Source organism: Cupriavidus sp. FW216-B1, assembly GCF_058789195.1.
The window spans coordinates 144,277-169,072 of the sequence record NZ_JBYTEL010000008.1; the positions used below are offsets into that span (position 1 = coordinate 144,277).

The 24,796-nt window shown below is 68.5% G+C and carries 22 protein-coding genes; 19 read left to right on the forward strand and 3 right to left on the reverse strand.

Annotated features, from left to right (window positions below; all coding sequences use genetic code 11):
• Nucleotides 1-80: 80 nt before the first annotated feature.
• The 5 genes from AC3WXD_RS18695 (at nt 81) to AC3WXD_RS18715 (ending at nt 4,706) form a co-directional block, all read left to right on the forward strand.
• Nucleotides 81-1,028, forward strand: coding sequence for a branched-chain amino acid ABC transporter permease (locus AC3WXD_RS18695; RefSeq protein WP_492324398.1), 948 nt, complete (start codon nt 81-83; stop codon nt 1,026-1,028).
• Between the two features lie 4 nt (nt 1,029-1,032).
• Nucleotides 1,033-2,346 (forward strand): branched-chain amino acid ABC transporter permease, encoded by a 1,314-nt coding sequence (locus tag AC3WXD_RS18700; RefSeq protein WP_492324399.1) that lies wholly within the window; start codon nt 1,033-1,035, stop codon nt 2,344-2,346.
• Complete coding sequence (locus AC3WXD_RS18705) at nt 2,343-3,116, forward strand: ABC transporter ATP-binding protein (protein ID WP_020201611.1); 774 nt, start codon at nt 2,343-2,345, stop codon at nt 3,114-3,116. The genes AC3WXD_RS18700 and AC3WXD_RS18705 overlap by 4 nt, the downstream gene beginning before the upstream one ends.
• Entirely contained in the window at nt 3,116-3,829 is a 714-nt protein-coding gene (locus AC3WXD_RS18710; protein WP_020201610.1) for an ABC transporter ATP-binding protein, read from the forward strand. The genes AC3WXD_RS18705 and AC3WXD_RS18710 overlap by 1 nt, the downstream gene beginning before the upstream one ends.
• Before the next feature lie 442 nt (nt 3,830-4,271).
• The gene (locus tag AC3WXD_RS18715) at nt 4,272-4,706 is read left to right on the forward strand and encodes a type VI secretion system amidase immunity protein Tai4 (RefSeq protein WP_492324400.1); all 435 of its coding nucleotides are present in this window, start codon (nt 4,272-4,274) and stop codon (nt 4,704-4,706) included.
• A gap of 83 nt (nt 4,707-4,789) precedes the next feature.
• Here AC3WXD_RS18715 and AC3WXD_RS18720 read toward each other — a convergent pair whose 3' ends face one another.
• A complete protein-coding gene (locus AC3WXD_RS18720) occupies nt 4,790-6,163 on the reverse strand; it encodes an esterase-like activity of phytase family protein (protein WP_492324401.1) in 1,374 nt (457 codons plus the stop codon).
• Between the two features lie 572 nt (nt 6,164-6,735).
• Here AC3WXD_RS18720 and AC3WXD_RS18725 point away from each other — a divergent pair.
• From AC3WXD_RS18725 to AC3WXD_RS18780, 12 genes are all read left to right on the forward strand, one after another.
• Entirely contained in the window at nt 6,736-8,817 is a 2,082-nt protein-coding gene (locus AC3WXD_RS18725; protein ID WP_020201606.1) for a 3-hydroxyacyl-CoA dehydrogenase NAD-binding domain-containing protein, read from the forward strand.
• Between the two features lie 54 nt (nt 8,818-8,871).
• Entirely contained in the window at nt 8,872-9,516 is a 645-nt protein-coding gene (pncA, locus tag AC3WXD_RS18730) for a bifunctional nicotinamidase/pyrazinamidase (protein WP_492324402.1), read from the forward strand.
• A 73-nt stretch (nt 9,517-9,589) separates the two neighbouring features.
• Nucleotides 9,590-10,768, forward strand: a complete 1,179-nt coding sequence (locus tag AC3WXD_RS18735) for an acetyl-CoA C-acyltransferase (RefSeq protein ID WP_059412764.1) — start codon at nt 9,590-9,592, stop codon at nt 10,766-10,768.
• A gap of 242 nt (nt 10,769-11,010) precedes the next feature.
• Nucleotides 11,011-12,858 (forward strand): acyl-CoA dehydrogenase, encoded by a 1,848-nt coding sequence (locus AC3WXD_RS18740; RefSeq protein WP_492324403.1) that lies wholly within the window; start codon nt 11,011-11,013, stop codon nt 12,856-12,858.
• A gap of 86 nt (nt 12,859-12,944) precedes the next feature.
• The gene (locus AC3WXD_RS18745) at nt 12,945-13,727 is read left to right on the forward strand and encodes an SDR family oxidoreductase (protein ID WP_454731634.1); all 783 of its coding nucleotides are present in this window, start codon (nt 12,945-12,947) and stop codon (nt 13,725-13,727) included.
• Nucleotides 13,728-13,819: 92 nt separating this feature from the next.
• The gene (locus tag AC3WXD_RS18750) at nt 13,820-14,263 is read left to right on the forward strand and encodes a PaaI family thioesterase (RefSeq protein ID WP_492324404.1); all 444 of its coding nucleotides are present in this window, start codon (nt 13,820-13,822) and stop codon (nt 14,261-14,263) included.
• A 285-nt stretch (nt 14,264-14,548) separates the two neighbouring features.
• Nucleotides 14,549-15,559, forward strand: a complete 1,011-nt coding sequence (locus AC3WXD_RS18755) for an NADP-dependent oxidoreductase (RefSeq protein WP_020201599.1) — start codon at nt 14,549-14,551, stop codon at nt 15,557-15,559.
• A gap of 47 nt (nt 15,560-15,606) precedes the next feature.
• The gene (locus tag AC3WXD_RS18760) at nt 15,607-16,461 is read left to right on the forward strand and encodes a class II aldolase/adducin family protein (RefSeq protein WP_020201598.1); all 855 of its coding nucleotides are present in this window, start codon (nt 15,607-15,609) and stop codon (nt 16,459-16,461) included.
• A gap of 110 nt (nt 16,462-16,571) precedes the next feature.
• Complete coding sequence (locus AC3WXD_RS18765; protein WP_059412760.1) at nt 16,572-17,474, forward strand: SDR family oxidoreductase; 903 nt, start codon at nt 16,572-16,574, stop codon at nt 17,472-17,474.
• Between the two features lie 86 nt (nt 17,475-17,560).
• On the forward strand, nt 17,561-18,481 hold the full coding sequence (locus AC3WXD_RS18770) for an alpha/beta fold hydrolase (RefSeq protein WP_492324405.1): 921 nt from the start codon (nt 17,561-17,563) through the stop codon (nt 18,479-18,481).
• 151 nt (nt 18,482-18,632) lie between these two features.
• On the forward strand, nt 18,633-19,361 hold the full coding sequence (locus AC3WXD_RS18775; protein WP_020201594.1) for an aspartate/glutamate racemase family protein: 729 nt from the start codon (nt 18,633-18,635) through the stop codon (nt 19,359-19,361).
• A 169-nt stretch (nt 19,362-19,530) separates the two neighbouring features.
• A complete protein-coding gene (locus AC3WXD_RS18780) occupies nt 19,531-20,514 on the forward strand; it encodes a phytanoyl-CoA dioxygenase family protein (RefSeq protein WP_059412758.1) in 984 nt (327 codons plus the stop codon).
• Nucleotides 20,515-20,570: 56 nt separating this feature from the next.
• Here AC3WXD_RS18780 and AC3WXD_RS18785 read toward each other — a convergent pair whose 3' ends face one another.
• Nucleotides 20,571-21,092: an O-acetyl-ADP-ribose deacetylase gene (locus tag AC3WXD_RS18785; protein WP_029043301.1), complete on the reverse strand. Its 522-nt coding sequence runs from the start codon at nt 21,090-21,092 to the stop codon at nt 20,571-20,573.
• Nucleotides 21,093-21,202: 110 nt separating this feature from the next.
• Nucleotides 21,203-22,351: a 4-hydroxybutyrate dehydrogenase gene (gbd, locus tag AC3WXD_RS18790; protein WP_492324406.1), complete on the reverse strand. Its 1,149-nt coding sequence runs from the start codon at nt 22,349-22,351 to the stop codon at nt 21,203-21,205.
• 335 nt (nt 22,352-22,686) lie between these two features.
• Between gbd and AC3WXD_RS18795 the strand changes: the two genes are divergently transcribed.
• Both AC3WXD_RS18795 and AC3WXD_RS18800 read left to right on the forward strand, forming a co-directional pair.
• Entirely contained in the window at nt 22,687-23,655 is a 969-nt protein-coding gene (locus AC3WXD_RS18795) for an alpha/beta hydrolase (protein WP_492324469.1), read from the forward strand.
• A gap of 138 nt (nt 23,656-23,793) precedes the next feature.
• Nucleotides 23,794-24,780 carry a tripartite tricarboxylate transporter substrate binding protein gene (locus tag AC3WXD_RS18800; RefSeq protein ID WP_492324407.1) on the forward strand — a complete coding sequence of 329 codons (987 nt, stop codon included), beginning with the start codon at nt 23,794-23,796 and terminating at the stop codon, nt 24,778-24,780.
• Nucleotides 24,781-24,796: the final 16 nt, after the last annotated feature.

The following is a 24,796-nucleotide window of genomic DNA, read 5'->3' on the forward strand; positions in this document are numbered from 1 at the left end:
CGCGGCCCGTTGTGCCTTGTCACGGCCGGCAGGCGGCCGGCGGCCGCCTGGCTGGCCGGCGTCAGAATGAAGGACATGTTGTGGAATTCTTCGTCATCTCCCTCCTGAACGGCATCAGCTACGGGCTGCTGCTGTTCATGCTCTCTTCCGGGCTTACGCTGATCTTCAGCATGATGGGCGTGCTGAACTTCGCGCACGCCAGTTTCTACATGCTCGGCGCGTACTTCGCCTACACCATCGCCAGCAAGATCGGCTTCTGGCCGGCGCTGATCTTCGCGCCGCTGCTGGTGGCCGGCGCCGGCGCGCTGGTCGAGCGCTTCGGGCTGCGCACCGTGCACAAGTACGGGCACGTGGCCGAGCTGCTGTTTACCTTCGGCCTGGCCTACCTGATCGAGGAAGGCGTCAAGCTGGTGTGGGGCCTGGCCGCCGTGCCGTACCGCATCCCGGCCGAGCTGGACGGGCCGCTGTTCACGGTGTTCACCTCGTCCTTCCCCAAGTACCGCGCGTTCATGATGCTGGTGTCGCTGGCCATGCTGGTGGCGATCTACCTGGTGCTCACGCGCACCCGCATCGGGCTGGTGATCCAGGCCGCGCTCACGCACCCCGAGATGGTCGAGGCGCTCGGCCACAACGTGCCGCGCGTGTTCATGATGGTGTTCGGCGGCGGCGCCGCGCTGGCCGGGCTGGCCGGCGTGATCGGCGGCAACGCCTTCGTCACCGAGCCGTCGATGGCCGCGGCGGTCGGGTCGATCGTGTTCGTGGTGGCGGTGGTGGGCGGCATGGGGTCGCTGGTGGGCGCGTTCATCGCCTCGCTGCTGATCGGCGTGCTGCAGACCTTCGCCGTCACGCTCGACGCGTCGCTGGCCGGGCTGCTCGGCATGGTCGGCATGCACGTCACCGACAGCACGCCGCTGTCGTCGCTGTGGAATCTCACGGTGGCCCAGGTCGCGCCTGTGCTGCCGTATCTGTTGCTGGTGGTAATGCTGATCTTCCGCCCGCGTGGTCTGATGGGTACCCGGGAGGGCTGACGGCATGGAGACGACAATGCAACAACGCCGCGAGACGGCCGCGACCGGCCGCACCCTGCGCTACCGCCCGCTCAACCTCGCGCGCTGGCTGATCTGGGGCGGCACCGCGCTGCTGATGCTGGTGCTGCCGCTGGTGTTCTCGGGCGGCTTCGCCATCACGCTGATGTCGCAGATGGGCATCATGATCATTTTCGCGCTGTCCTACAACATGCTGCTCGGCCAGACCGGCATGCTGTCGTTCGGGCACGCGGTCTACGCGGGGCTGGGCGCCTTCATCGCCATCCACGTGCTCAACATGGCGGGCGCGGGCAAGGTGTGGCTGCCGGTGTCGCTGCTGCCCGTGGTGGGCGGGCTGGCCGGCGCCTTCTTCGGCGTGCTGTTCGGCTACGTCACCACCAAGAAGTCCGGCACCACCTTCGCCATGATCACGATGGGCATCGGCGAGATGGTGTTCGCCAGCTCGCTGATGTTCCCCGACTTCTTCGGCGGCGAGGGCGGCATCTCCACCAACCGCGTGGTGGGCGAGCCGGTGCTCGGCATCACCTTCGGCCCGGGCCGGCAGGTGTACTACCTGATCGCCGCCTGGTGCCTGCTGTCGATGGCGGCCATGTACGCGTGGACGCAGACGCCGCTGGGCCGCATCGCCAACGCCGTGCGCGACAACCCCGAGCGCGTGGAATTCATCGGCTACAACACCCAGCGCGTGCGCTACCTGGTGCTGATCCTGTCGGCGTTCTTCGCCGGCATCTCCGGCGCGCTGTCGGCCATCAACTTCGAGATCGTGTCGGCCGAGAACGTCAGCGCGGTGCGCTCCGGCGGCGTGCTGCTGGCGGCCTTCATCGGCGGCGCGGGCGTGTTCTTCGGGCCGGTGATCGGCGCCGTGGTGTTCATCCTGTTCGCGGTGGCGCTGTCGGATCTGACCAAGGCGTGGCTGCTCTACCTGGGCCTGTTCTTCGTGCTGATGGTCATGTTCGTGCCGGGCGGCATCGCCAGCCTGCTGATGATGCAGGTGCCGCTGCTCGCGCGCGGCAAGCTGCGCCGCATGCTGCCCGACTATGGCCGCGCTGCGGCCGCCGGGCTGGTGCTGCTGGCCGCGGTGATCCTCACCGTGGAGCTGGTCTACAAGGTGCAGGTCGACAGCGCCAACGGCACCGCCATGTCGCTGTTCGGCATCGGCTTCGACGCCGCCGCCGTGGCGCCGTGGCTGGTGGCCGCGGCATTGTGGGCGGGCGGGCTGCTGGCCTGCCGCGCCGCGCGTACGCGCGTGCGCGCCACCTGGGACAAGATACAAGCCGAAATGGCCGGAGGTGCGGTATGAGCGCGGCACTGGAACTGAACGACGTGCGCAAGAAATTCGGCCAGACCGAGATCATCCGGGGCGTCAACCTGACCATCCCCAAGGGCGAGCGCCACGCGCTGATCGGTCCCAACGGCGCCGGCAAGTCGACCACCTTCAACCTGATCTCCGGCCGCTTCGCGCCCAGCTCGGGCACGGTCAGGCTCAACGGGCAGGACATCGGCGGGCTGCAGCCGTTCGTCATCAACCGCATGGGGCTGTCGCGCAGCTTCCAGATCACCAACATCTTCCACCGCCTGTCGGTGTTCGAGAACCTGCGCTGCGCCGTGCTCTGGTCGCTCGGCTACAAATACTCGTTCTGGCACCGCCTGTCCGAGCTGCGCGACGCGCGCGAGCGCGCCGAGGAAGTGCTGGAACTGATCGGCCTGCACCACCGCCGCAACAACCAGGCCAGCCTGCTCACCTATGCCGAGCAGCGCGCGCTGGAGATCGGCATCACCATCGCCGGCGGCGCTGAAGTCATCCTGCTCGACGAACCCACCGCCGGCATGAGCCGCTCCGAGTCCGACCATGCCGTCGAACTGATCCGCCGCGTCACCGTGGGCAAGACCCTGGTGATGGTCGAGCACGACATGAGCGTGGTGTTCGGCCTCGCCGACCGCATCTCCGTGCTGGTCTACGGCGAGGTGATCGCCACCGATACGCCCGAAGCCATCCGCGCCAACCGCAAGGTCAAGGAAGCCTACCTCGGCACCACCCTCGACGAACCCGCCACCGAAGGAGCGCACTGATGGGCAAGCGCATGCTGGACGTGCAAGGGCTGCACGCCTACTACGGCAAGAGCCACATCCTCCACGGCGTGGACGCCCACATCGACGAAGGCGAGATCGTCGCGCTGCTCGGCCGTAACGGCGTGGGGCGCTCCACGATGGCCAAGGCCATTCTCGGCATGGTCAGGGCCGAAGGCTCGGTGCGCTTTCGCGACGAGGAGATCCTCGGCCGCCGCACCTTCGAGATCGCCCACCTCGGCGTGGGCTACGTGCCCGAGAACCGCGACATCTTCCCCACGCTCACGGTGCGCCAGAACCTGCTGCTGGGCGAAAAGCGCAACCCGCGCCAGCCCAGGCCGCGCTGGACCGTGCAGGACATGTACGACATGTTCCCCCGCCTCAAGGAACGCGAGCACACCGCCGCCGGCGTGCTCTCCGGCGGCGAACAGCAGATGCTCACGCTGTGCCGCACGCTGATGGGCGACCCCGACCTCGTGCTGATCGACGAGCCCACCGAAGGGCTGGCGCCGATGATCGTCACGCTGGTCGGCGACTACCTGAAGCGGCTCAAGGAGCGCGGCGTGTCGGTGCTGCTGATCGAGCAAAAACTGGCCATCGCGCTGGACATCTCGCAGCGCGTCTACGTGATGGGGCACGGCCACATCGTGTTCGAAGGCACGCCGCAGGACCTGAAGGCGAATGCGACGGTGCGCAAGGAGTGGCTGGAGGTGTAGGGCGGTTGGGGCATCTTGCTTGCGGCCTGTGTGCGTGGCGCGCATGTCATACCGGGATCCCCCCAGCTTGCTGGGGGGATTTGCTTTTTGGGGCGCTTGGGAGATGTCAGGGGCGAAATTGGCCCAGGTCAGCAGCGCCCGGCGGAATATCGTTCTGGAGCGGGAATGTGTTTCGCTTATCTGTGACGCGAAACCGGATAAATACTAATTCGAATGTGAATTTGGCGCGTGATCCAGGAATAATGAGCAGGTAATTGACGCGGGCGAATCAATAAAATAATGTCCGTCATTCCGGAAATAGAAAGGAGTGACGAATGTCCCGGCTATCCATGCCTCTCGTGCAGGACGCCCTCACGCAAATCGACGTCAACGAGAGCGGGGCGAGATACCGTGCCGGCCGCCCGTATTTCCGGGGGCTGCCGTCATGAGAGTGCGGCTTCGCATGGCGCTGCCGATGCTTGCGCTGCTGTCATCCGCATGCCCGGCAAAGGGCGAGCCGCCCGTCTCCCCGCAGGCAGCAACGCGCACGCATGCGCAAAACTACAAGGACATGGTTCTCGCGGCATGCGTGGCGCATGCCTACAAGGACGACAAGGGCGCGCCGGTCGATGCGGGAAGCAGCGCGAGCGCCTTGCGGGACTGGACTGTCTACGATATGGAGCAGAGCCCCGATGCGGTCCGGTCTCTGGTGGATGGCTACCTGTCGCGCGACTACACGAATCCGCTGGCCGAGGCGGAAATCAAGGGCATCCGGTTCGATTTCCTGAAATGCCTGGACATGTATCACGGCCCGGAACTGGATGCCCAGGCCAGGCGACTGGTGATCGATCCCGGGCGCGTCGACAGGCCGGGCAGCACTGCGCCGCCAAGACCGTGACCAGTCGACGATGAATCGGCAAAGACCCTCGGGCGCTTCTCTTCAACACAGAGAAGCGCCTCGTCATTTCCGGCAAGCCCGCCTTATTTCGCCTTCAGGAACTCGCTCACTTCCAGCAGCACCATCTCATTGTCGTCCGCCTTGTTGGGCTCGCGGCTGCTGGAGAACGGCAGGTTGTTGTCGTTGCCGACCACGATGTGGGTGGGGTCCACCACGTCGACGTTCTCGATGGTGAAGAACGGGAACTTGAGCACGCCGTCGTTGAGCGGCTTGCGCGCGAGCTTGTCGGGGTCGGCGATGTTGAGCAGGTCGATGTAGCCGATCTTGCGCAGCGGGCCGCCGGCGTTGGCGTCGGTCAGCTCGACCTTGTAGATGCGCTTGAACCTGGCGATGTCGGAGAAGCAGTCGTCGCGCTTCCGGCCTTCGGGGCAGGCCTTGTCCGCGGTGCCTTCGCCGTTGTCGCGCTCGATGATGAGGCCGGTGGTGGCGTCGATCATGTTGAAGTCGCCGATGGCGTTGCCGTTGGCTTCGAGCGGGTATTTCCACGAGCGGCCGGTCCACTTGCCGGCTTGCGTGTCGAACTCGAGCACGCGCAGCGCTTCCTTGCCGTCGACGCGCTCGTAGTCCTTGGCCTGGGCGTTCCACACCGGGCCTTCGAGCAGGGCGTAGAGCTTGCTGCCGTCCGGCGACGAGGCCATGCCTTCGAAGCCCTTGGAGCGCTTGACCTGGAAGTCGACCGCGCCGCCGGGCACGCCGGGCGTGGTCACGGCGGGGTGGTCGGGCGAGCGCGCCGGCTTGCCGTCGACCAGGGTCTCGAACACGGCGAGCACCTTGCCTTGCAGGTCGGCCTTGATCAGGAAGGGACCGAATTCGTCGCCGATCCACAGCGCGCCGCCGGCGAACTGGAAGCTCTCGGTGTCGAAGTCGGAGCCGGTCAGATAGCGCTGCTTCGTGCCTTCGTGGACGATGCGGAACGGCACTTTCTTGTCCGGGTCGTGCAGGAAGACGGTGCCCAGGCGCTGCAGCCTGCCGCCCTTGAAATCCACCTTGTAGTGGTTCAGGTAGAGCATGAAGTCGGGCGAGTTGGCCTTGCTGCCGGCGCCGTTGTCGGTCAGCACCCAGAAGCTGCCGTCGGCCATGTGCTTGATGCCGGAGTGGCCTTGCAGCGGCTGGCCCCTGAACGGCACGGACACGCCGGTGGGGCGGCCGTTCGACTTGCCTTCCACGCTGCCGAGCTTTTCCACGCGCTCGCCGGTGGTGAACTTGCCGCTGGCCTGCAGGTCCTGCGGCGCGTCCTTGGGCGCGGCGATGTAGCTCTGCGCGGGCAGGATGGCGTGGCCGGCGAGCGTGGCCGGATAGGCGGGCGCCGCGCTGGTCTGCGCTGCCGCGGGCAGCGCCCAGGCGGCGGCAGTGATGGCGATGACTGCGGTGACGTTCGCGGACGGAAGCATGCGCATACGGGCGGCGTGATCTGGTCGAAAGACCGCTACGATGCATGGCTCGCGTGACGGGCGCATGACAGTCACAGTTCTGTCGCCTGGCGCGGCCTTGCGTTTCCTTGGGTCTCCTTGCACCACCGGCGGTCTCTGCGCGCGGGTCTTGCCGGGGCGGCCGGACGGCATGTTCCCGCACCTGCTAAGGGTAAATCCGAGGGGGACAGGCAAACGCGCCCGCCGTGCCCGAAAGGCTTCGTCGGCGCCGCCGGAAAGTGCAGCGCGGAGCATGGCGCATGCCGCGCAACCCCGTCCGCGGGCGGCTTCGCGGGCAGGGCATGCATGGCGGTGAGAGCCGTCATGAAGGCGGCGCATGGCGGCCCGGCGAGGCCGCCAAATTAAAATTGAACGACCGTGCTTTTCTGTGTATGCTTGACCCGCTTGTGCCGGCGGGGGGCGGTTTTCCCGGTAGCCGGGGCCGGCGCCGGGGCGGACAATGGGGCCGCCGCGCGGGTCCGGGCGGTGCGGGCGCGACGCAGAAAAACATAATTCGAGAATTCGAATCCCGAGACAACTTCCAGTACAAAGGAACCAGCATGACAGCGCAGTATCAGGTTCAGGACGGCGTCGCCGTCATCACGCTCGACAATCCCCCCGTGAATGGCCTGGGCTACAGCACCCGGCTCGGCATCGTCGAAGGCTTGACCCGTGCGCTGGACGATGCGGGCGTCAAGGCCGTCGTCATCACCGGCGCCGGCAAGGCTTTCTCGGGCGGCGCCGACATCCGTGAATTCAACACCCCCAAGGCTACCCAGGAACCCACGCTGCACTCGGTGATCCGCGCGATCGAGGCCTCGTCCAAGCCGGTCGTCGCCGCCATCCATTCGGTGGCGATGGGCGGCGGCCTGGAGCTGGCGCTGGGCTGCAACTACCGCGTGGCGGCGAAGGGCGCGCAGATCGCGCTGCCGGAAGTCAAGCTGGGCCTGCTGCCCGGCGCCGGCGGCACGCAGCGCCTGCCGCGCCTGATCGGCCTGGAGGCCGCGCTGAACATGATCGTGTCGGGCAACCCCGTCCCGAGCGAGAAGTTCGCCGGCACCAGGCTGTTCGACGAGATCGTCGACGGCGACGTGCTGCCCGCCGCCGTGGCCTTCGCCCGGAACGTAGCGGCCGCGCCTGGCCCGTACCCCAAGGTGCGCGACCTGAAGGTCAAGCACGAGAACGCCGAGGGCTTCCTCGCCGTCGCCCGCAACACGGTGGCCGCCGTGGCCAAGAACTTCCCGGCGCCGCTCAAGTGCGTGGACGCCGTGGCGGCATCGCTCAAGCCGTTCGAGGCCGGCCTGAAGGCCGAGCGCGAAGGCTTCATGGCGCTGGTGACGACGCCGGAATCGCGCGCGCTGCGCCATGCCTTCTTCGGCGAGCGCGCCGCCAGCAAGATCCCCGACGTGCCCGGCGACACCCCGGTGCGCAAGATCGAGAAGGTCGCCGTGATCGGCGCCGGCACGATGGGCGGCGGCATCACCATGAACTTCCTCAACGCGGGCATTCCGGTCACGATGCTGGAAACCAAGCAGGAAGCGCTGGACCGCGGCGTGGCCACGATCCGCAAGAACTACGAGAACAGCGCCAAGAAGGGCAAGCTCACGCAGGAGAAGGTCGAGCAGCGCATGGGCCTGCTGGCCACCACGCTGTCCTATGACGACATCAAGGACGCGGACCTGGTGATCGAAGCCGTGTTCGAGGAAATGGGCGTCAAGGAAATCGTCTTCAAGAAGCTGGACGAAGTCGTCAGGCCGGGCGCGATCCTGGCGTCCAACACCTCCACGCTCGACGTCAACAAGATCGCCTCGTTCACCAAACGCCCGCAGGACGTGGTCGGCATGCACTTCTTCAGCCCGGCCAACGTGATGAAGCTGCTCGAAGTGGTGCGCGGCGAGAAGACCGGCAAGGACGTGCTGGCCACGGTGATGCAGGTTGCCAAGAAGATCAAGAAGACCGCGGTGGTGTCGGGCGTGTGCGACGGCTTCATCGGCAACCGCATGATCGAGCAGTACAGCCGCCAGGCCGGCTACCTGCTGGACGAAGGCGCGCTGCCCGAGCAGGTCGACAAGGCCATCGAGAAGTTCGGCTTCGCGATGGGCCCGTTCCGCATGGGCGACCTGGCCGGCAACGACATCGGCTGGGCCATCCGCAAGCGCCGCGCGGTGGACAAGCCGGACATCCAGTATTCCAAGACCGCCGACCTGCTGTGCGAGCTGGGCCGCTTCGGCCAGAAGACCGGCGCGGGCTGGTACGACTACAAGGCGGGCGACCGCAAGCCGTATCCGAACCAGCAGGTCAACGAGATGATCGTGCAGCATTCGAAGGACCTCGGCATCGCGCGCCGCAAGATTTCCGACGAGGAGATCGTCGAGCGCCTGGTGTTCGCGCTGGTCAACGAAGGCGCCAAGATCCTGGAAGAGGGCATCGCTTCGAAGGCCTCGGACATCGACATGGTCTACCTGACCGGCTACGGCTTCCCGCTGTTCCGCGGTGGCCCGATGCTGTACGCGGACCAGGTCGGCCTGTACAACGTGGCGCAGGCGATGAAGCGCTACGCCAAGGGCTACCACGGCGAAGCCTGGAAGGCCGCGCCGCTGCTGGAGAAGCTGGCGGCCGAAGGCAAGGGCTTCAACGACTGAGCCGGACGCGAGGGCAAGGGCAATGGCAAGGGCAACGCAGGGGCGGAAGCAACCATGAGCTACGGGGCGCAGGATTGCCTGCTGGTGATCGACGTGCAGAACGATTTCATGCCGGGCGGGGCGCTGGCCGTGCCGCGCGGCGACGAGGTCGTGCCGGTCATCAACCGGCTGGCGCAGGCGTTCGCGCACGTGGTGGTGACGCAGGACTGGCATCCGGCCGGCCATGCGTCGTTCGCCGCCAGCCACGCCGGCACGCAGCCGTTCCAGACCATCGCGCTGCCGTACGGCGAGCAGGTGCTGTGGCCCGTGCACTGCGTGCAGGACACGCCGGGCGCCGCGCTGCATGCGGGCCTGCGCGCGCCGCATGCCCGGCTGGTGATCCGCAAGGGCCACCACCGCGACGTGGACAGCTATTCCGCCTTCGTGGAGGCGGACCGCGCCACGGGCACCGGGCTGGCCGGCTACCTGCGCGAGCACGGCGTGCGCCGCGTGTTCTGCGCGGGCCTGGCGACCGACTACTGCGTGGCCTGGAGCGCGCTCGACGCGCGCGCCGCCGGCTTCGAGGCGGCCGTGATCGAGGACGCCTGCCGCGCCATCGACCTGGACGGCTCGCTGGCCCGCGCGTGGCAGGAGCTTGCCGCCGCCGGCGTGCAGCGCGTGCAGTCGGCCGACGTGCTCGCCGCCGCGCCCGCGCGCTAGACAAACCGGCTGGACAAACCGAACAACGCGCAGGCGCGGCCTGCGCAGATACCAAGAATCCGAGGAGCAACAAATGAACGAGGCAGTCATCGTATCCACCGCACGGACCGGCCTGGCCAAGAGCTGGAAGGGTTCGTTCAACATGACCCACGGCGCCACCCTGGGCGGCCACGCGGTCCAGCACGCCATCGCGCGCGCCCGGATCGACGCCGGCGAGGTGGAAGACGTGCTGATGGGCTGTGCCAACCCGGAAGGCGCCACCGGCGCCAACATCGCGCGCCAGATCGCGCTGCGCGCGGGCTGCCCCGTCACCGTGCCCGGCGCCACCGTCAACCGTTTCTGCTCGTCCGGCCTGCAGACCATCGCGATGGCCGCGCAGCGCGTGATCGCTGACGAAGGCGACATCTTCGTGGCCGGCGGCGTGGAGTCGATCTCCTGCGTGCAGCAGGAAATGAACCGCCACATGATCCAGGAAAGCTGGCTGACCAAGAACAAGCCGGAAATCTACTGGAACATGCTGCAGACCGCCGAGAACGTGGCCAAGCGCTACAACATCTCGAAGGAGCGCCAGGACGAATACGGCGTGCGCAGCCAGCAGCGCGCGTTCGCCGCGCTGGAAGCGGGCAAGTTCAACGACGAGATCGTGCCGATCACGGTGCTCGCGGGCGTGGCCGACAAGGCCACCGGCCAGCTGATGACCAAGGAGGTCACGGTCTCCACCGACGAAGGCATCCGCGGCGACACCACGCTCGAAGGCGTGGCCAAGATCCGCACCGCCGTGCCCGGCGGCGTGATCTCGGCCGGCAACGCCTCGCAGTTCTCCGACGGCGCCTCGGCGGCCGTGGTGATGAACGGCAAGGTGGCGGCGGCCAAGGGCCTGCAGCCGCTGGGCGTGTTCCGCGGCTTTGCCGTGGCCGGCTGCGAGCCCGACGAAATGGGCATCGGCCCGGTGTTCGCGGTGCCCAAGCTGCTCAAGCGCGCGGGCCTGAAGGTCGACGACATCGGCCTGTGGGAACTGAACGAAGCGTTTGCCGTGCAGGTGCTGTACTGCGCCGACAAGCTGGGCATCCCGATGGACCGCCTCAACGTCAACGGCGGCGCCATCGCGGTGGGCCATCCCTACGGCGTGTCGGGCGCGCGCCTGGTCGGCCACGCGCTGATCGAAGGCAAGCGCCGCGGCGTGAAGTACGTGGTGGTGACCATGTGCATCGGCGGCGGCCAGGGCGCGGCGGGGCTGTTCGAGGTCCTGTAAGAAACCGCTTGGCATTGCCGGCGGTTGGCTTCCCTCTCCCATTGCATGGGGGAGGGAAGCCAACACGCGGAGTGCGGTCGTTTTCGCGCGGTCTGACGCGCGTCCTTGGCCGCGCTGCCGCAAGAACAAGAAAAGCGGCGCGCCACGCAGCGCGCCGCCGTGGAGACAGCGACGCCGCGGGCCGGCATGCCCGCGGCGCGCATCATCGATTTTCGCTTCCAGACCAGGAGCCCGTTCCTGCCATGTCGCTGATCCTTTCCCGCCGTGACCTGAACTTCATGCTGTACGAGTGGCTCAAGGTCGAGGAACTGGCGCGCATCCCGCGCTATGCCGATCACTCGCGCGAGACCTTCGACGCCGCGCTCGATACCTGCGAGAAGATCGCCGCCGACCTGTTCGCGCCGCACAACAAGAAGAACGACCAGCACGAACCGCATTTCGACGGCGAGACCGTCACCATCATCCCCGAGGTCAAGGCCGCGCTGAAGGCCTTCTGCGAGGCCGGGCTGATGGCAGCCGGGCAGGACTACGGGATCGGCGGCATGCAGTTGCCGGTGGTGGTCGAGAAGGCCGGCTTCGCCTACTTCAAGGGTGCCAACGTCGGCACCAGCTCCTATCCGTTCCTGACCATCGGCAACGCCAACCTGCTGCTCGCGCACGGCACGCCGGCGCAGGTGGAGACCTTCGTCAAGCCGGAGATGGAAGGGCGCTTCTTCGGCACCATGTGCCTGTCCGAGCCGCAGGCCGGCTCGTCGCTGTCGGACATCACCACGCGCGCCGACCACGAGGGCGAATCGCCGCTGGGCGCGCAGTACCGCCTGCGCGGCAACAAGATGTGGATCTCGGCCGGCGAGCACGAGCTCTCCGACAATATCGTGCACCTCGTGCTGGCCAAGATCCCCGGCCCGGACGGCAAGCTGATTCCCGGCGTGAAGGGCATCTCGCTGTTCATCGTGCCGAAGTACCTGGTCAACGCCGACGGCAGCCTCGGCGAGCACAACGACGTGGTGCTGGCCGGCCTGAACCACAAGATGGGCTATCGCGGCACCACCAACTGCCTGCTGAACTTCGGCGAGGGCATGAAGTACCGGCCCGGCGGCAAGGCCGGCGCGATCGGCTACCTGGTGGGCGAGCCGCACAAGGGCCTGGCCTGCATGTTCCACATGATGAACGAGGCGCGCATCGGCGTGGGCCTGGGCGCGGTGATGCTGGGCTACACCGGCTACCTGCACGCGCTGGACTACGCGCGCAACCGCCCGCAGGGCCGCCCGGTCGGCCCCGGCGGCAAGGACCCGGCCAGCCCGCAGGTGCGGCTGGTCGAGCATGCCGACATCCGCCGCATGCTGCTGGCGCAGAAGAGTTACGTGGAAGGCGGGCTGGCGCTCAACCTGTATTGCGCGCAACTGGTCGACCAGGAGCGCGCCGCCGCGGGCGCCGAGCACGAACGGCTGGCGCTGCTGCTCGACATCCTCACGCCGATCGCCAAGAGCTGGCCGTCGCAATGGTGCCTGGAGGCCAACAGCCTGGCCATCCAGGTGCACGGCGGCTACGGCTACACGCGCGAGTACAACGTCGAGCAGTTCTACCGCGACAACCGCCTCAACCCGATCCACGAAGGCACGCACGGCATCCAGGGCCTGGACCTGCTGGGCCGCAAGGTGGTGATGAAGGACGGCGCGGCGTTCAAGGCGCTGGGCGCGGAAATCCAGGCCACCATCGGCCGCGCGCTGGCCGGCGGCGACGCCGGACTGGCCAGCCATGCGCGCGCGCTGGGCGCCGCCGTCGGGCGCGTGGCCGAGGTCACGCAGGCGCTGTGGGCGGCGGGAGACGCCAGCGTGACGCTGGCCAACGCGTCGGTCTACCTGGAGGCCTTCGGCCACGTGGTGGTGGCGTGGATCTGGCTGGAGCAGGCGCTACTGGCGCAGGCCGCGCTGGCCACCGCCGGCGGCGACGACGTGGCGTTCTACCGCGGCAAGCTGGCCGCGGCGGCGTACTTCTTCCGCTGGGAGCTGCCCAAGGCCGGCCCGCAGCTGGACCTGCTGGCGTCGCTGGACCGCACCACGCTGGACATGCAGGACGCCTGGTTCTGACGCTCCGGCGCCATACCGGGCAGGCAAGACGGACAAGACCCGCGCGCGCCGGCTGCGGCGCGCGCCACGACAGATCGGGAGACAACATGCACACCATCCAGCAACTGTTCGACCTCACGGGCAAGACCGCGCTGATCACCGGCGGCTCGCGCGGGCTCGGCCTGCAGATCGCCGAGGCGCTCGGCGAGCAGGGCGCGCGCCTGGTGCTGTCGGCGCGCAAGGCCGACGAGCTGCAGTCGGCCCAGGCGCATCTCAAGGCGCGCGGCATCGACGCCGAATGGATCGCCGCCGACGGCGCGCGCGACACGGACATTGCGCGCCTGGCCGACGAGGCGCTGGCGAGACTCGGCCACGTCGACATCCTCGTCAACAACGCCGGCGCCACCTGGGGCGCGCCCGCCGAGGACCATCCGGTGGAGGCCTGGGACAAGGTCATGAACCTCAACGTGCGCGGCCTGTTCCTGCTGTCGCAGCGCATCGGCAAGCTGTCGATGATCCCGCGCCGCTACGGCCGCATCATCAACGTGGCTTCCATCGCCGGGCTGGCGGGCAACCCGCCGGGGACGATGGAGACCATCGCCTACAACACCTCCAAGGGCGCGGTGGTCAATTTCACGCGCACGCTGGCGGCCGAGTGGGGCGAGCACAACATCACCGTCAATGCGCTGGCGCCGGGCTTTTTCCCCTCGAAGATGACGCAGGGCTCGCTCGACCGCCTGGGCGTGGACGCCATGTGCGCCGGCGTGCCGCTGCACCGCCTCGGCGACGACGAAGACCTGAAGGGCGCCGCGCTGTTGTTCGCCAGCGCGGCCGGCAAGCACATCACGGGCCAGGTGCTGGCGGTGGACGGGGGCGTCAGCGCGGTCTGAGCCATGCTTTAATGCAACCGGTGCGCGGCGGGCATGCCGCTTGCAGGTTTCCGCCGGCGCGCCGACCCCGTTTTCAGCCCTATTCACCATCCATGAACCAGACCAACGGCTTTCCCCTCAGGATTCCCTTCCTCGCCGCGCTCGGCGTGCAATGCAACCGCATGGACCGCGAAGGCAGCGAGATCGAACTGGCGCTCGAGGAGCGCCACCAGAACAGTTGGGACATGGCCCACGGCGGCGTGCTGATGACGCTGCTCGACGTGGCGATGGCGATTGCCGGGCGCGCGGCCGACGGCGACGGCCGCGGCGTGGTGACGATCGAGATGAAGACCACCTTCATGGCGCCGGGCCGCGGCAGGCTGATCGCGCGCGGCCAGTGCGTGCACCGCACCAGCACGATGGCGTTCTGCGAGGCGGAGATCGTCGACGGCGACGGCAAGACCGTGTCGCGCGGCTCGGGCACGTTCAAGTACGTCAGGCGCGTGCCGCCGCAGCGCGCCAGCAGCGCCGCCGCCGACACCGGCGCCGACGGCTGAGGCCGGCGCGCCAGGAGGGGGAGCAGGCAAACGATACCCAGACCGGCGGCAAACGCCGGCACGCAGCACCGATAAAGACAACAGAGAACGGAGACAAGATGCAGCCTGCACGGACCGCCGCCGCCGCGCGGCGCCTGAGACCGACCGCGCCTGCTGCGCTCGCCGCGCGCGCCGGCCGCACCGCGCGCCCGCCCTGTTGAAACAAGCCGCGCCGCCGGCGCGTTCCACCGACAACGAAGGGCGGCGCGCATCCGCCATCGCCCGTTTCACTGCAAGGAAACCATCATGTCGAATACCTTCAAGCGCATCGTGCTGGCCTCGCGTCCCGCCGGCGCGGTCACGCCCGGCAATTTCCGCCTCGAGGAAGTGCCGGTGCCGGAACTGGCGGACGGCCAGGTGCTGGTCCGCAACCACTACCTGTCGCTCGACCCGTACATGCGCGGGCGCATGAACGACAGCAAGTCCTACGCCGCGCCGCAGCCGCTGGACCAGGTGATGATCGGCGGCACGGTGGGCGAGGTGATCGCCTCGAAGAACGCGAAATACGCCGTGGGCGACAAGGTGGTGGGCATGTTCGGCTGGCAGGAGCTCGGCGTGAGCGACGGCGCCGGCATCCAGAAGGTCGACACCACGCGCATCCCGCTGTCGGCCTATCTCGGCTCGGTCGGCATGCCGGGCGTGACGGCCTGGTACGGCCTGAACAAGATCATCGCGCCCAAGGCCGGCCAGACCGTGGCGGTCAGCGCGGCGTCGGGCGCGGTCGGCAGCGTGGTGGGCCAGCTCGCCAAGCTCAAGGGCTGCCGCGTGGTGGGCTTTGCCGGCGGCAAGGACAAGTGCGACTACGTGACCGGCGAGCTGGGCTTCGACGCCTGCATCGACTACAAGGCCGCGCGCGACGGCAAGGAACTCTACGCCATGCTCAAGGAAGCCACGCCCGACGGCGTGGACGGCTATTTCGAGAACGTCGGCGGCGAGATCCTCGACACCGTGCTGGCGCGCATGAACGCCTTCGGCCGCATCGCCGTGTGCGGCATGATCGCCGGCTACGACGGCCAGCCGATGCCGCTGAAGAACCCGCAACTGATCCTGGTGTCGCGCCTGACCGTGGAAGGCTTCATCGTGTCCGAGCACATGGAACTGTGGCCGCAGGCGCTGCAGGAACTGGGCGCGGCGGTGGCGCAGGGCAAGCTCAAGTTCCGCGAGAGCATCGCGCAGGGCCTGGCCAGCGCGCCGGAAGCCTTCATGGGCCTGCTCAAGGGCAGGAATTTCGGCAAGCAGCTCGTCAAGCTGGTGTAGGCGCGCCAGGGCGCGGCCAGCCAACCACATAAGAAAGGAGACTCCCCATGAACGCACCGGCAGACCACACCAAGCCGCAGGACAACCCCGACGACATCGCCGCCGGCCTCTCCGAGGAGGTCAAGGCGCGGTACCGCATGTTGCCGCGCCCGCCGCAGTTCGACACGCCGGCCGCGGAGCGCCTGCACCGCAAGCAGCGCCTCGCGGCGGCGTTTCGCCTGTTCTCGAAGTTCGGCTTCGACGAGGGCGTGGCGGGCCACATCACCGCGCGCGATCCCGAGTTTCCCGATACGTTCTGGGTCAATCCGTTCGGCGTGCATTTCAGCCAGGTCAAGGTCTCCAACCTGATCCGCTGCGACCACCACGGCGACGTGGTGGAGGGCGCCCACCCGGTCAACGCCGCGGCCTTCGCCATCCACTCGCGCGTGCACCAGACCCGCACGGACGCCGTGGCCGCCGCGCACTCGCACAGCACGCACGGGCGCGCGTGGTCCACGCTGGGCCGCCCGCTCGACCCGCTCACGCAGGACGTGTGCGCGTTCTACAACGACCACGCGGTCTACGACGACTTCGGTGGCGTGGTGGTGGAGCTCGACGAAGGCCAGCGCATCGCCAACGCGCTCGGCGGCAACAAGGCGGCCATTCTGCAGAACCACGGCCTGCTGACCGTGGGCAAGACGGTGGACGAGGCCGCGTGGTGGTTCATCACGATGGAGCGCTCGTGCCAGGTGCAGCTGCTGGCCGAGGCCGCCGCCGCGCGCACCAACGCGCCGCTGAAGATGATCTCGGATGCCGCGGCGCGCCAGGCGTACTCGATCGTCGGCACCGCGCAGGCGGGCTGGTTCCAGTTCCAGCCGCTGTACGCGCGCATCGTCAAGGAACAGCCCGACCTGCTGGACTGACGGCAGCCGGCCACGGCAGGGCCGCCGGAACGACATGGCTACGACATAACGACGACATAACGACGACATCGCGGCGACATCGCGACGACACAGGACGAGAGGCGGACGACATGAAGCAATTCCAGGGCAAGGTGGCGGTGATCACGGGCGGCGCGTCCGGCTTCGGCAAGGAGTTCGCCAGGATCGGCGCCGGCCTCGGCATGAAGCTGGTGCTGGCCGACGTGCAGGAAGACGCGCTGGACGCCACCGTGGCCGAGTTCAAGGCGCAGGGCGTGCCGGCGATCGGCGTGCGCGTGGACGTGTCCCGGGCCGAGCAGGTGCAGGCGCTGGCCGATGCCGCCATCGCCACCTTCGGCCAGGTCAACCTGCTGTTCAACAACGCCGGCGTGGGCGCCGGCGGCCTGCTGTGGGAGAACACCGAGCGCGACTGGGACTGGGTGCTCGGCGTCAATCTCCACGGCGTCATCCACGGCGTGCGCATCTTCACGCCGCTGATGCTGGCCGCGGCGCGGAAGGACCCGTCGTTCGAAGGCCATATCGTCAACACGGCTTCGATGGCCGGCCTGCTGAGCCCGCCGGCGATGGGCGTGTACAACGTGTCCAAGCACGCGGTGGTGGCGCTGTCCGAGTCGCTGTACCAGGACCTGAGCCTGGTCAGCGAGCAGGTGCGCTGCTCGGTGCTGTGCCCGTATTTCGTGCCGACCGGCATCACCAGGTCGGGCCGCAACCGGCCCGCGGAGCTCGCCAACGAGGGGCCGCTCACGCGTTCGCAACTGGTGTCGCAGGCGATGTCGGACAAGGCGGTCAGCTCGGGCAAGGTCACGGCCGCCGAGGTCGCGCAGATCACCTTCGACGCGATCCGCGACAACGGCTTCTACATCTACTCGCATCCGCAGCAGCTCGATCCGGTGCGGCAGCGCTTCGGGGACATCATCGGCCAGCGCAACCCCGGCGACCCGTTCGCGGACAAGCCCGAGGTGCGCGCCGGGCTGGTGGCGGCGCTGCGCGGATAGGCGGCGCGCGGGCACGGTTCGTGCGTTACCCCACGCTGCCGCGTGCCCGACGCAGACAAACTCATCGCGGCAAGGGAGGAGAAACCATGTCCAAGGCTGCAGTCATCCGTCACCTGCAGTACGCCACCTTGCCCAACGGCACGCGCCTGCACTACGCCAGCGCGGGCGAGCGGGGCAGGCCGCTGGTGCTGTTCGTGCACGGCTTTCCGGAGTTCTGGTACGAGTGGGAAGCGCAGCTCGCCGAATTCGGCAAGACGCACTTCGCGGTGGCGCCGGACCTGCGCGGCTTCAACCTGTCGAGCAAGCCGGCCGAAGTCGAGGCCTACCGGCCGCGCCATATCGTCGAGGACCTGGTGCAACTGGTCAACGCGCTCGGGTATTCGCGCTGCGTGGTGGTGGCGCACGACTGGGGCGGGGCGATCTGCTGGAACCTCGCGATTCAGTTCCCGCAACTGGTCGAGCGCCTGGTCATCATCAATTCGCCGCATCCCTATGTGTTCGCCAAGGCGCTGCTCGGCAGCCCCGAGCAGCAGAAGGCCTCGGCCTACATGAACTGGCTGCGCCAGCCCGGCGCCGAGGAGGCGCTGGCGGCGGACGGCTTCGCCAGGCTGGAGCGCTTCCTCCACGGGCCGGACGGGCAGCCGGCGCCGTGGTTCGGCGGGGAGACGCGCGAGAAATACCACGCGGCGTGGTCGCAGCCCGGCGCCCGCGGCTCGCATCCGCTGACCGGCGGCGTGAACTACTACCGCGCCTCGCCCATGCACCCGCCCGGCCCCGGCGAGACGCCGCCCGACATCTCCAGGCTGGACCCGGCCGCCTTCACGGTGCGCGTGCCCACGCTGGTGATCTGGGGCGAGCGCGACACCGCGCTGCCCAGGAGCCTGCTGGACGGGCTCGGCCGGTTCGTGCCCGAGATGCGCCTCGAGCGCATTCCCGACGGCACGCACTGGGTGGTGCACGAGCAGCCCGAGCGCATCAACCTGCTGATCCGCAGCGCCTTGCCCTGACCGTCGCGGCGGCGCGCACCGGCTGCATGCCGGCCGGCGCGGCGGCGCTGGCCCGGTCGGCGCGCGCGCGACTGTGCATGGGCCGCGGCGGCGGCGCCTGCTACAGTGGCGCCGGTTCGCACAGCGCCGGCGCGCGCGGGGAAGGCACGGAATGAAGACCATCGGACTGATCGGCGGCATGAGCTGGGAATCCTCGGCCGAGTACTACCGGCTCATCAACCAGGACATGAAGCGGCGGCTCGGCGGCCACCACAACGCGCGCAGCGTGATGGTCACGGTCAGCTTCGAGCAGGTCAAGGCGCTCCAGCATGCCGGGCGCTGGGACGAGCTTGCCGAAAGCATGCGCGAGGCGGCGCTGCAGGTGCAGGCCGCCGGTGCGGATTTCGTCGTGCTGTGCACCAACACCATGCACCGCGTGGCGCCCGCCATCGAGGCGGCGCTCGACATCCCGTTCCTCCACATCGTCGATCCCACCGCGCAGGCGCTGCGCGCGGCCGGCATCGCGCGCGTGGGCCTGCTCGGCACCGCCTTCACGATGGAGCAGGATTTCTACCGCGGCCGCATGCTGGACCGGCACGGCATCGAAGCGCTGGTGCCCGGGCCCGAGGCGCGCGCGCTGGTGCATCGCGTGATCTACGACGAGCTGTGCCACGGCATCGTGCGCGACGACTCGCGCGACGCATACCGGCGCGTGGTCGACGACCTGCGGGCACAAGGCGCGGGCGGCGTGATCCTCGGCTGCACCGAAATCGCGCTGCTGATCGGGCAGGACGACGTGCCGCTGCCGGTCTTCGACACCACCGCGCTGCACGCGCAGGCCGCGGTAAGCCGGGCACTGGAAGGGGCGCTCGCGGCGAGTGCCGCGGCCGCCACGCCATAGCGCGGATCCCCCGGCGCGCGGCGCCACCCGTGGTTCATTCCTCTGGCCGATGCCATCTCCTCCGGACGGCTTATAGCCGCCGTCGGCCTTCGCGGCGAATCCGGCTTGGCATGGCGCCGGCCTCGCGCCATGCTGAACGGCACGGAAAGCACACAGGCCGGGGGAAGGTATGCATACCATCATCAGTCCCGTCGGGACGGAGATCACGATTCCAGAAAGTGCCGAAGAGGGCGCCAGCTATTTCACGCTGGACCAGCTGGCCCAGGCCCGGCGCTACTACGACGAGAACGGCTACACGGTGATCCGCGGCGTGGTCGAGCCGGCCACCTGCGACGCCATACGCAATGCGTTCGCCCGGACCGTGAAGCCGTATCCGGGCTACATCTACCGGCAGGCCACGGCCAATCCCGAGAAGAACCGGATCAACGAGTTCGGCTTCGTGATGAACCCGATCCTCAACCTCCAGTCGCTCGGCCAGCTCGATTTCGCGCCGCTGAAGTCGCTGGCGGTCAGGGTCTTCGCCAGCGACCCGATCCGCAAGATCGGGCGGGCGCTGCTCGACGAGGAGGTCAAGCTGGTGCAGAGCATGTACTTCGAGGGCAACTCGGAGACCTGGCCGCACCAGGACAGCTACTACCTCGACAGCGAGCGCATCGGCAGCATGGCCGGCAGCTGGTACGCGCTGGAGGACATCGACGCGGGCGCCGGGCGCTTCTTCGTGGTGCCGGGCAGCCACCGGCTCGACATGGTGCGCAACGGCAAGGACTTCGACGTGGCCTTCAACCACGACAAGTACAAGGGGCTGATCCGCAAGGTGATCGCCGAGAACGGGCTGCGCTTCGAGGCGCCCGCGCTGCGCAAGGGCGACGTGCTGTTCTGGCACTCGATGACCATCCACGGCAGCCTGCGCACCACGCGCCCGCAGTTCTCGCGCAACTCGCTGACCGCGCACTACATCCCGCAGTCGCACCGCTTCCTGCAGTTCCAGTCGCGCATCAAGCCGCTGAACCTCAAGCAGTTCGACGGCATGCAGTTCCATTGCCCCAAGGACATGGACAGCCTCGGCAGCCGCGTCGTGCTGGGCGTGGAGACGCGCTTCCCGGTCATGTTCCAGATGACCAAGAAGCTGGCGATCAAGGCGCTGGTGAGATAGCGCAGGCGCGGGGCTGTCGCGGCCGGCTGCCGCGAAGGCGCCGTGGCCGCCCGCGTTCAGCTCAGGCGCTGCCGGTACAGCTGGTAGTTCTCCTCGTCGAAGCAGACGAAGCTGACCTGCTCGATGCTGGGCGCCGCGGCCAGGGCCTGGCGCACCGCGTCGATGGCGATGTCGACGGCGCGCTCGCGCGGAAAGCCGTAGATGCCGGTGCTGATGTTGGGAAAGGCGATGGTGCGCAGCTTGTGCTGCGCGGCCAGCGCCACGCTGGCCTGGTAGGCGCTGGCGAGCAGCGCGTCTTCGTTGTGGCTGCCGCCTTCCCAGACCGGGCCGACCGCGTGGATCACGTAGGGCGCGGGCAGCAGGCCGCCGGTGGTGATGACCGCCTGTCCGGTCGGGCAGCCGCCGCGGGTCTCGCGGATGCCGCGGCAGGCGGCCATGATGGCGGGCCCGCCGGCGCCGTGGATGGCGCCGTCGACGCCGCCGCCGCCGAGCAGGCCGCTGTTGGCCGCGTTGACGATGGCGTCAACTTCCATGCGGGTGATATCTCCGTGCAAGACCTGCAGGTGTTCCCCTGTCATGACGTCTCTCCGTGCTGGTGGGATGAAGCTGGATGAGCCTGGATGAAACCGGATCTTCTCGGCGGTCCCGCGCCACGCATTGCCTTGCTCTCGCCGGCCCGCCGCCGTACTTACATGGATTGCTCCAGCATGCGCCGGTAGTCCGCCGCGCTGGCCTCCTTCGGGTTGGTCTTGTGGCAGTGGTCCACCAGCGCGCCGGCGATCACCTTGTCGAACATGTCCTCGGTCACGCCCATCTGCCGCAGGCCGGTGGGCAGGCCCAGGCGCGCGGTCATGTCGTGCACCGCCTGCGCCACGTCGGCGCCTTCGGGCAGGCCCATCGCGCGGCGCAGGCGCGCGTAGCGGTCCTCGCGCACCACGCTCGGCGCGTCGGCGTTGAAGCGCAGCACCGCCGGCATCACCACCGCGTTGAGCGTGCCGTGGTGCAGGCCGGTCTTGCCGTCGATCTTGAGGCCGCCGAGCGGATGCGACAGCGAATGCACGCAGCCCAGGCCCTTCTGGAACGCCATCGCGCCCTGCATGGAGGCGCTCATCATGTTCAGGCGCGCGTCGCGGTCCTGGCCGTCGCGGGTGGCGCGCTCGATATGCTTCCAGCCGCGCTCCAGGCCGTCCAGCGCGATGCCGTCGGCGGGCGGGTTGAAGGCCGGCGCCAGGAACGTCTCCACGCAATGCGCGATGGCGTCCATGCCGGTGGCGGCGGTCAGCCCCGCGGGCAGGCCGAGCGTGAGGCCGGGGTCGCAGATGGCGGAGCGGGGCAGCAGGTGCCACGAATGGAAGCCGAGCTTGCGGCCGTCCTCGAGGATGATGATGGCGCCGCGCGCCACTTCGCTGCCGGTGCCGGCGGTGGTGGGCACGGCGATCAGCGGCGCGGCGCGCTCGGTGATCTTCGCGCTGCCGCCTTCGATGGTGGCGTAGGTGGTCAGCTCGCCCGGGTGCGTGGCGAGGATGGCGATGCCCTTGGCGAGGTCGATGGAGGAGCCGCCGCCGACCGCCACCAGCCCGTCGCAGCCGCTCTCTCGGTACAGCGCGGCGGCCTTCTTGACCATCGCCTCGGTGGGGTTGGACGGGGTCTCGTCGAAGACCGCGTGCGGCAGGCCGGCGAGCGCGTCGATGGCCTGCCGCGCCACGCCGGCGGCGACCACGCCCTTGTCGGTCACCAGCAGCGGGCGGCGGATGCCGATGCGCGCGCACTCCGCCGGCAGCTGGCCGACGGCGCCGAAGTCGAGATGGATATGCGTCAGGTAGTAGATGAAGGCCATCTGGGTTGTCTCCGTCCGTGCGGTGTTGTATTTATCCGGCGATGACCGATGATCGCGCAAAAGCGGCCACCCTGGCCAGTCCCGCGGTAAATTTCCATTGTGTTGCTGCCGAAACATCCGGAATCATACTAAAATCGAACGACCGTTCACAATTTGAATTCCGGCTGCGCGCCGCTTCCGCGCCACCGTTTCCGTGCCGCCGGAAATCCGGCCCCGCCGGAGATTCACCCAGCCCGCATCGACCGCCCATGACCGCCGTTCCCGCCTCGCCCCAGGGGTTCGCCCAGTCCGCTCCCGCCGCGTCCGGCATCCCCCACACGCGCGGCACGCCCGGCATGCCCGCGGCCGCGCTCGATCCGCAGGTGGCGGCGCTGCTGGACCTGATCCGGCGCGTCAAGCGGCCCGGCATCCACGAGCTCGACCCGATCGACGCCAAGACCGCCTACGAGAAGAGCGCGCCCATCATGGACATCGCGCCGACGCCGGTGCACAGCGTGGAAAACCTGACGGTGGCGGCGCGCGACGGCTACGAGATCCCGCTGCGCCTGTACGCGCCGCGCGCGGCAAGCTGGGTCGAGCCGCTGCCGCTGCTGCTGTACTTCCACGGCGGCGGCTTCACCGTGGGCAGCGTCAATTCGCACGACCCGCTGTGCCGCCTGCTGTGCGCGCGGGGCGACTGCATGGTGCTGTCGGTGGACTACCGGCTCGGGCCGGTATGGCAGTTTCCCTACGCCGCCAACGATGCGTTCGACGTCATGCAGTGGATCTTCCACGAGGCCGCCCACCTCGGCGCGGACCCGGCCCGCATCGCGCTCGGCGGCGACAGCGCGGGCGGCACGCTCGCCGCCGCCTGCGCCGTGCACGCGCGCGACGCGGGGCTGGCGCCGGTGCTGCAGATGCTGATCTACCCCGGCACCTGCGCGCGCCAGGACACGCCTTCGCACCGCGCGCTGGCCGAGGGCTACCTGCTGACCGCGCCGATGATCCAGTGGTTTTTCTCGCAGTACCTCGACAGCGAGGCCAGCCGCGACGACTGGCGCTTCGCCCCGCTCGACGGCGGCGGCCACGGCGCCGACGTGCGCGGCTGCTGCCCGGCCTGGATCGCCGTGGCCGGCTACGACCCGCTGCACGACGAGGGCGTGGCCTACGCGGCCAAGCTGCGCGCCGCCGGCGTGCCCGCCGCGCTGGCCGACTACCCGGGCATGATCCACGATTTCTTCAAGCTGGGACGTTTCGTCCCGGCCGTGGCGGACGCCCACGCGGACGCCGTCGCCGCCTTGCGCGCCGCCTTCGGCAGCGGTTGAGCGCGGCCGCCGGCCGACACCGGCAGCCGGATCGAAGCGGTCGCAGAACCACCGATTCATGGCTTTATCCCAATGCGCCGCGGGCGTTCCGCCCGCGGCGGTAGTCGTAGCAACAGTAGAAACAGGAGACACAGACTCATGCAACGCCGCCAATTCCTCGCCCAAGCGGGCGTGTTCGCCGCTACCGTGGCAACCCTCGGCCTGGCCAGCGCGCCGGTCCAGGCGCAGGCGGACAATTTCCCGCAGCGGCCGGTGCGCCTCATCATCGGCTATACCGCGGGCGGCTCGACCGACCTGCCGTTCCGCGTGCTCGCGGAAAACGCCTCCAAGATCCTCGGCCAGCCCGTCATCATCGAGAACAAGCCCGGCGCGGGCGGCGTGCTGCCGGCCCAGTTGATGCAGTCGACCCAGCCCGACGGCTACACGCTGGCGCAGGTGGCCATGCCGGTCTACCGCTTGCCGTACACCACCAAGATCAACTGGGACCCGGTCAAGGACCTGAGCTACGTGATCAACCTGGCCGGCTATTCGTTCGGCCTGGTGGTGCCGGTGGATTCGCCGATCAAGACCATGCAGGACTACATGGCCTACGCGCGCGCCAACCCGGGTAAGCTGACCTACGGCTCGCCGGGTTCGATGACCACGCTGCACCTGACGATGGAAGAGCTGGCCATGAAGCAGAACGTGCAGTTCTCGCATATCCCGTACAAGGGCAACTCGGAATCGATGCAGGCGCTGCTGGGCGGCCACGTGATGTCGGTGGCCGACACGCCGGCGTGGGCGCCCTACGTGGAGTCCGGCAAGCTGCGCCTGCTGTCGACCTGGGGCGAGAAGCGCTCGGCGCGCTTCCCCAACGTGCCCACGCTCAAGGAACTCGGCTACGGCATCGTGCAGACTTCGCCGTTCGGCATCGTGGCGCCCAAGGGCACCGACCCGAAGATCGTCAGGAAGCTGCATGACGCTTTCAAGAAAGCGATGGAAATGCCGAACTACCGCGAGTCGCTCGCCAAGTTCGACATGGAGCCGTACTACATGAGCAGCGAGCAATACGCCCACTTCGCCGCCGACACGGTGAAGAAGGAAAAGGCCATCATCGACAAGCTGGGCCTGAACAAGCCGCAGTGAGGCGCGGGCGGGCTTC

Coding starts and splice junctions, on each gene's coding strand:
- AC3WXD_RS18735 (WP_059412764.1), top strand. CDS start 9,590: ATGAACGAGGCAGTCATCGTATCCACCGCACGGACCGGCCTGGCCAAG.
- AC3WXD_RS18760 (WP_020201598.1), top strand. CDS start 15,607: ATGAACGCACCGGCAGACCACACCAAGCCGCAGGACAACCCCGACGAC.
- AC3WXD_RS18725 (WP_020201606.1), top strand. CDS start 6,736: ATGACAGCGCAGTATCAGGTTCAGGACGGCGTCGCCGTCATCACGCTC.
- AC3WXD_RS18715 (WP_492324400.1), top strand. CDS start 4,272: ATGGCGCTGCCGATGCTTGCGCTGCTGTCATCCGCATGCCCGGCAAAG.
- pncA (WP_492324402.1), top strand. CDS start 8,872: ATGAGCTACGGGGCGCAGGATTGCCTGCTGGTGATCGACGTGCAGAAC.
- AC3WXD_RS18755 (WP_020201599.1), top strand. CDS start 14,549: ATGTCGAATACCTTCAAGCGCATCGTGCTGGCCTCGCGTCCCGCCGGC.
- AC3WXD_RS18700 (WP_492324399.1), top strand. CDS start 1,033: ATGGAGACGACAATGCAACAACGCCGCGAGACGGCCGCGACCGGCCGC.
- AC3WXD_RS18785 (WP_029043301.1), bottom strand. CDS start 21,092: ATGACAGGGGAACACCTGCAGGTCTTGCACGGAGATATCACCCGCATG.
- AC3WXD_RS18750 (WP_492324404.1), top strand. CDS start 13,820: ATGAACCAGACCAACGGCTTTCCCCTCAGGATTCCCTTCCTCGCCGCG.
- AC3WXD_RS18775 (WP_020201594.1), top strand. CDS start 18,633: ATGAAGACCATCGGACTGATCGGCGGCATGAGCTGGGAATCCTCGGCC.
- AC3WXD_RS18770 (WP_492324405.1), top strand. CDS start 17,561: ATGTCCAAGGCTGCAGTCATCCGTCACCTGCAGTACGCCACCTTGCCC.
- AC3WXD_RS18720 (WP_492324401.1), bottom strand. CDS start 6,163: ATGCGCATGCTTCCGTCCGCGAACGTCACCGCAGTCATCGCCATCACT.
- AC3WXD_RS18765 (WP_059412760.1), top strand. CDS start 16,572: ATGAAGCAATTCCAGGGCAAGGTGGCGGTGATCACGGGCGGCGCGTCC.
- gbd (WP_492324406.1), bottom strand. CDS start 22,351: ATGGCCTTCATCTACTACCTGACGCATATCCATCTCGACTTCGGCGCC.
- AC3WXD_RS18780 (WP_059412758.1), top strand. CDS start 19,531: ATGCATACCATCATCAGTCCCGTCGGGACGGAGATCACGATTCCAGAA.
- AC3WXD_RS18710 (WP_020201610.1), top strand. CDS start 3,116: ATGGGCAAGCGCATGCTGGACGTGCAAGGGCTGCACGCCTACTACGGC.
- AC3WXD_RS18705 (WP_020201611.1), top strand. CDS start 2,343: ATGAGCGCGGCACTGGAACTGAACGACGTGCGCAAGAAATTCGGCCAG.
- AC3WXD_RS18800 (WP_492324407.1), top strand. CDS start 23,794: ATGCAACGCCGCCAATTCCTCGCCCAAGCGGGCGTGTTCGCCGCTACC.
- AC3WXD_RS18740 (WP_492324403.1), top strand. CDS start 11,011: ATGTCGCTGATCCTTTCCCGCCGTGACCTGAACTTCATGCTGTACGAG.
- AC3WXD_RS18745 (WP_454731634.1), top strand. CDS start 12,945: ATGCACACCATCCAGCAACTGTTCGACCTCACGGGCAAGACCGCGCTG.
- AC3WXD_RS18795 (WP_492324469.1), top strand. CDS start 22,687: ATGCCCGCGGCCGCGCTCGATCCGCAGGTGGCGGCGCTGCTGGACCTG.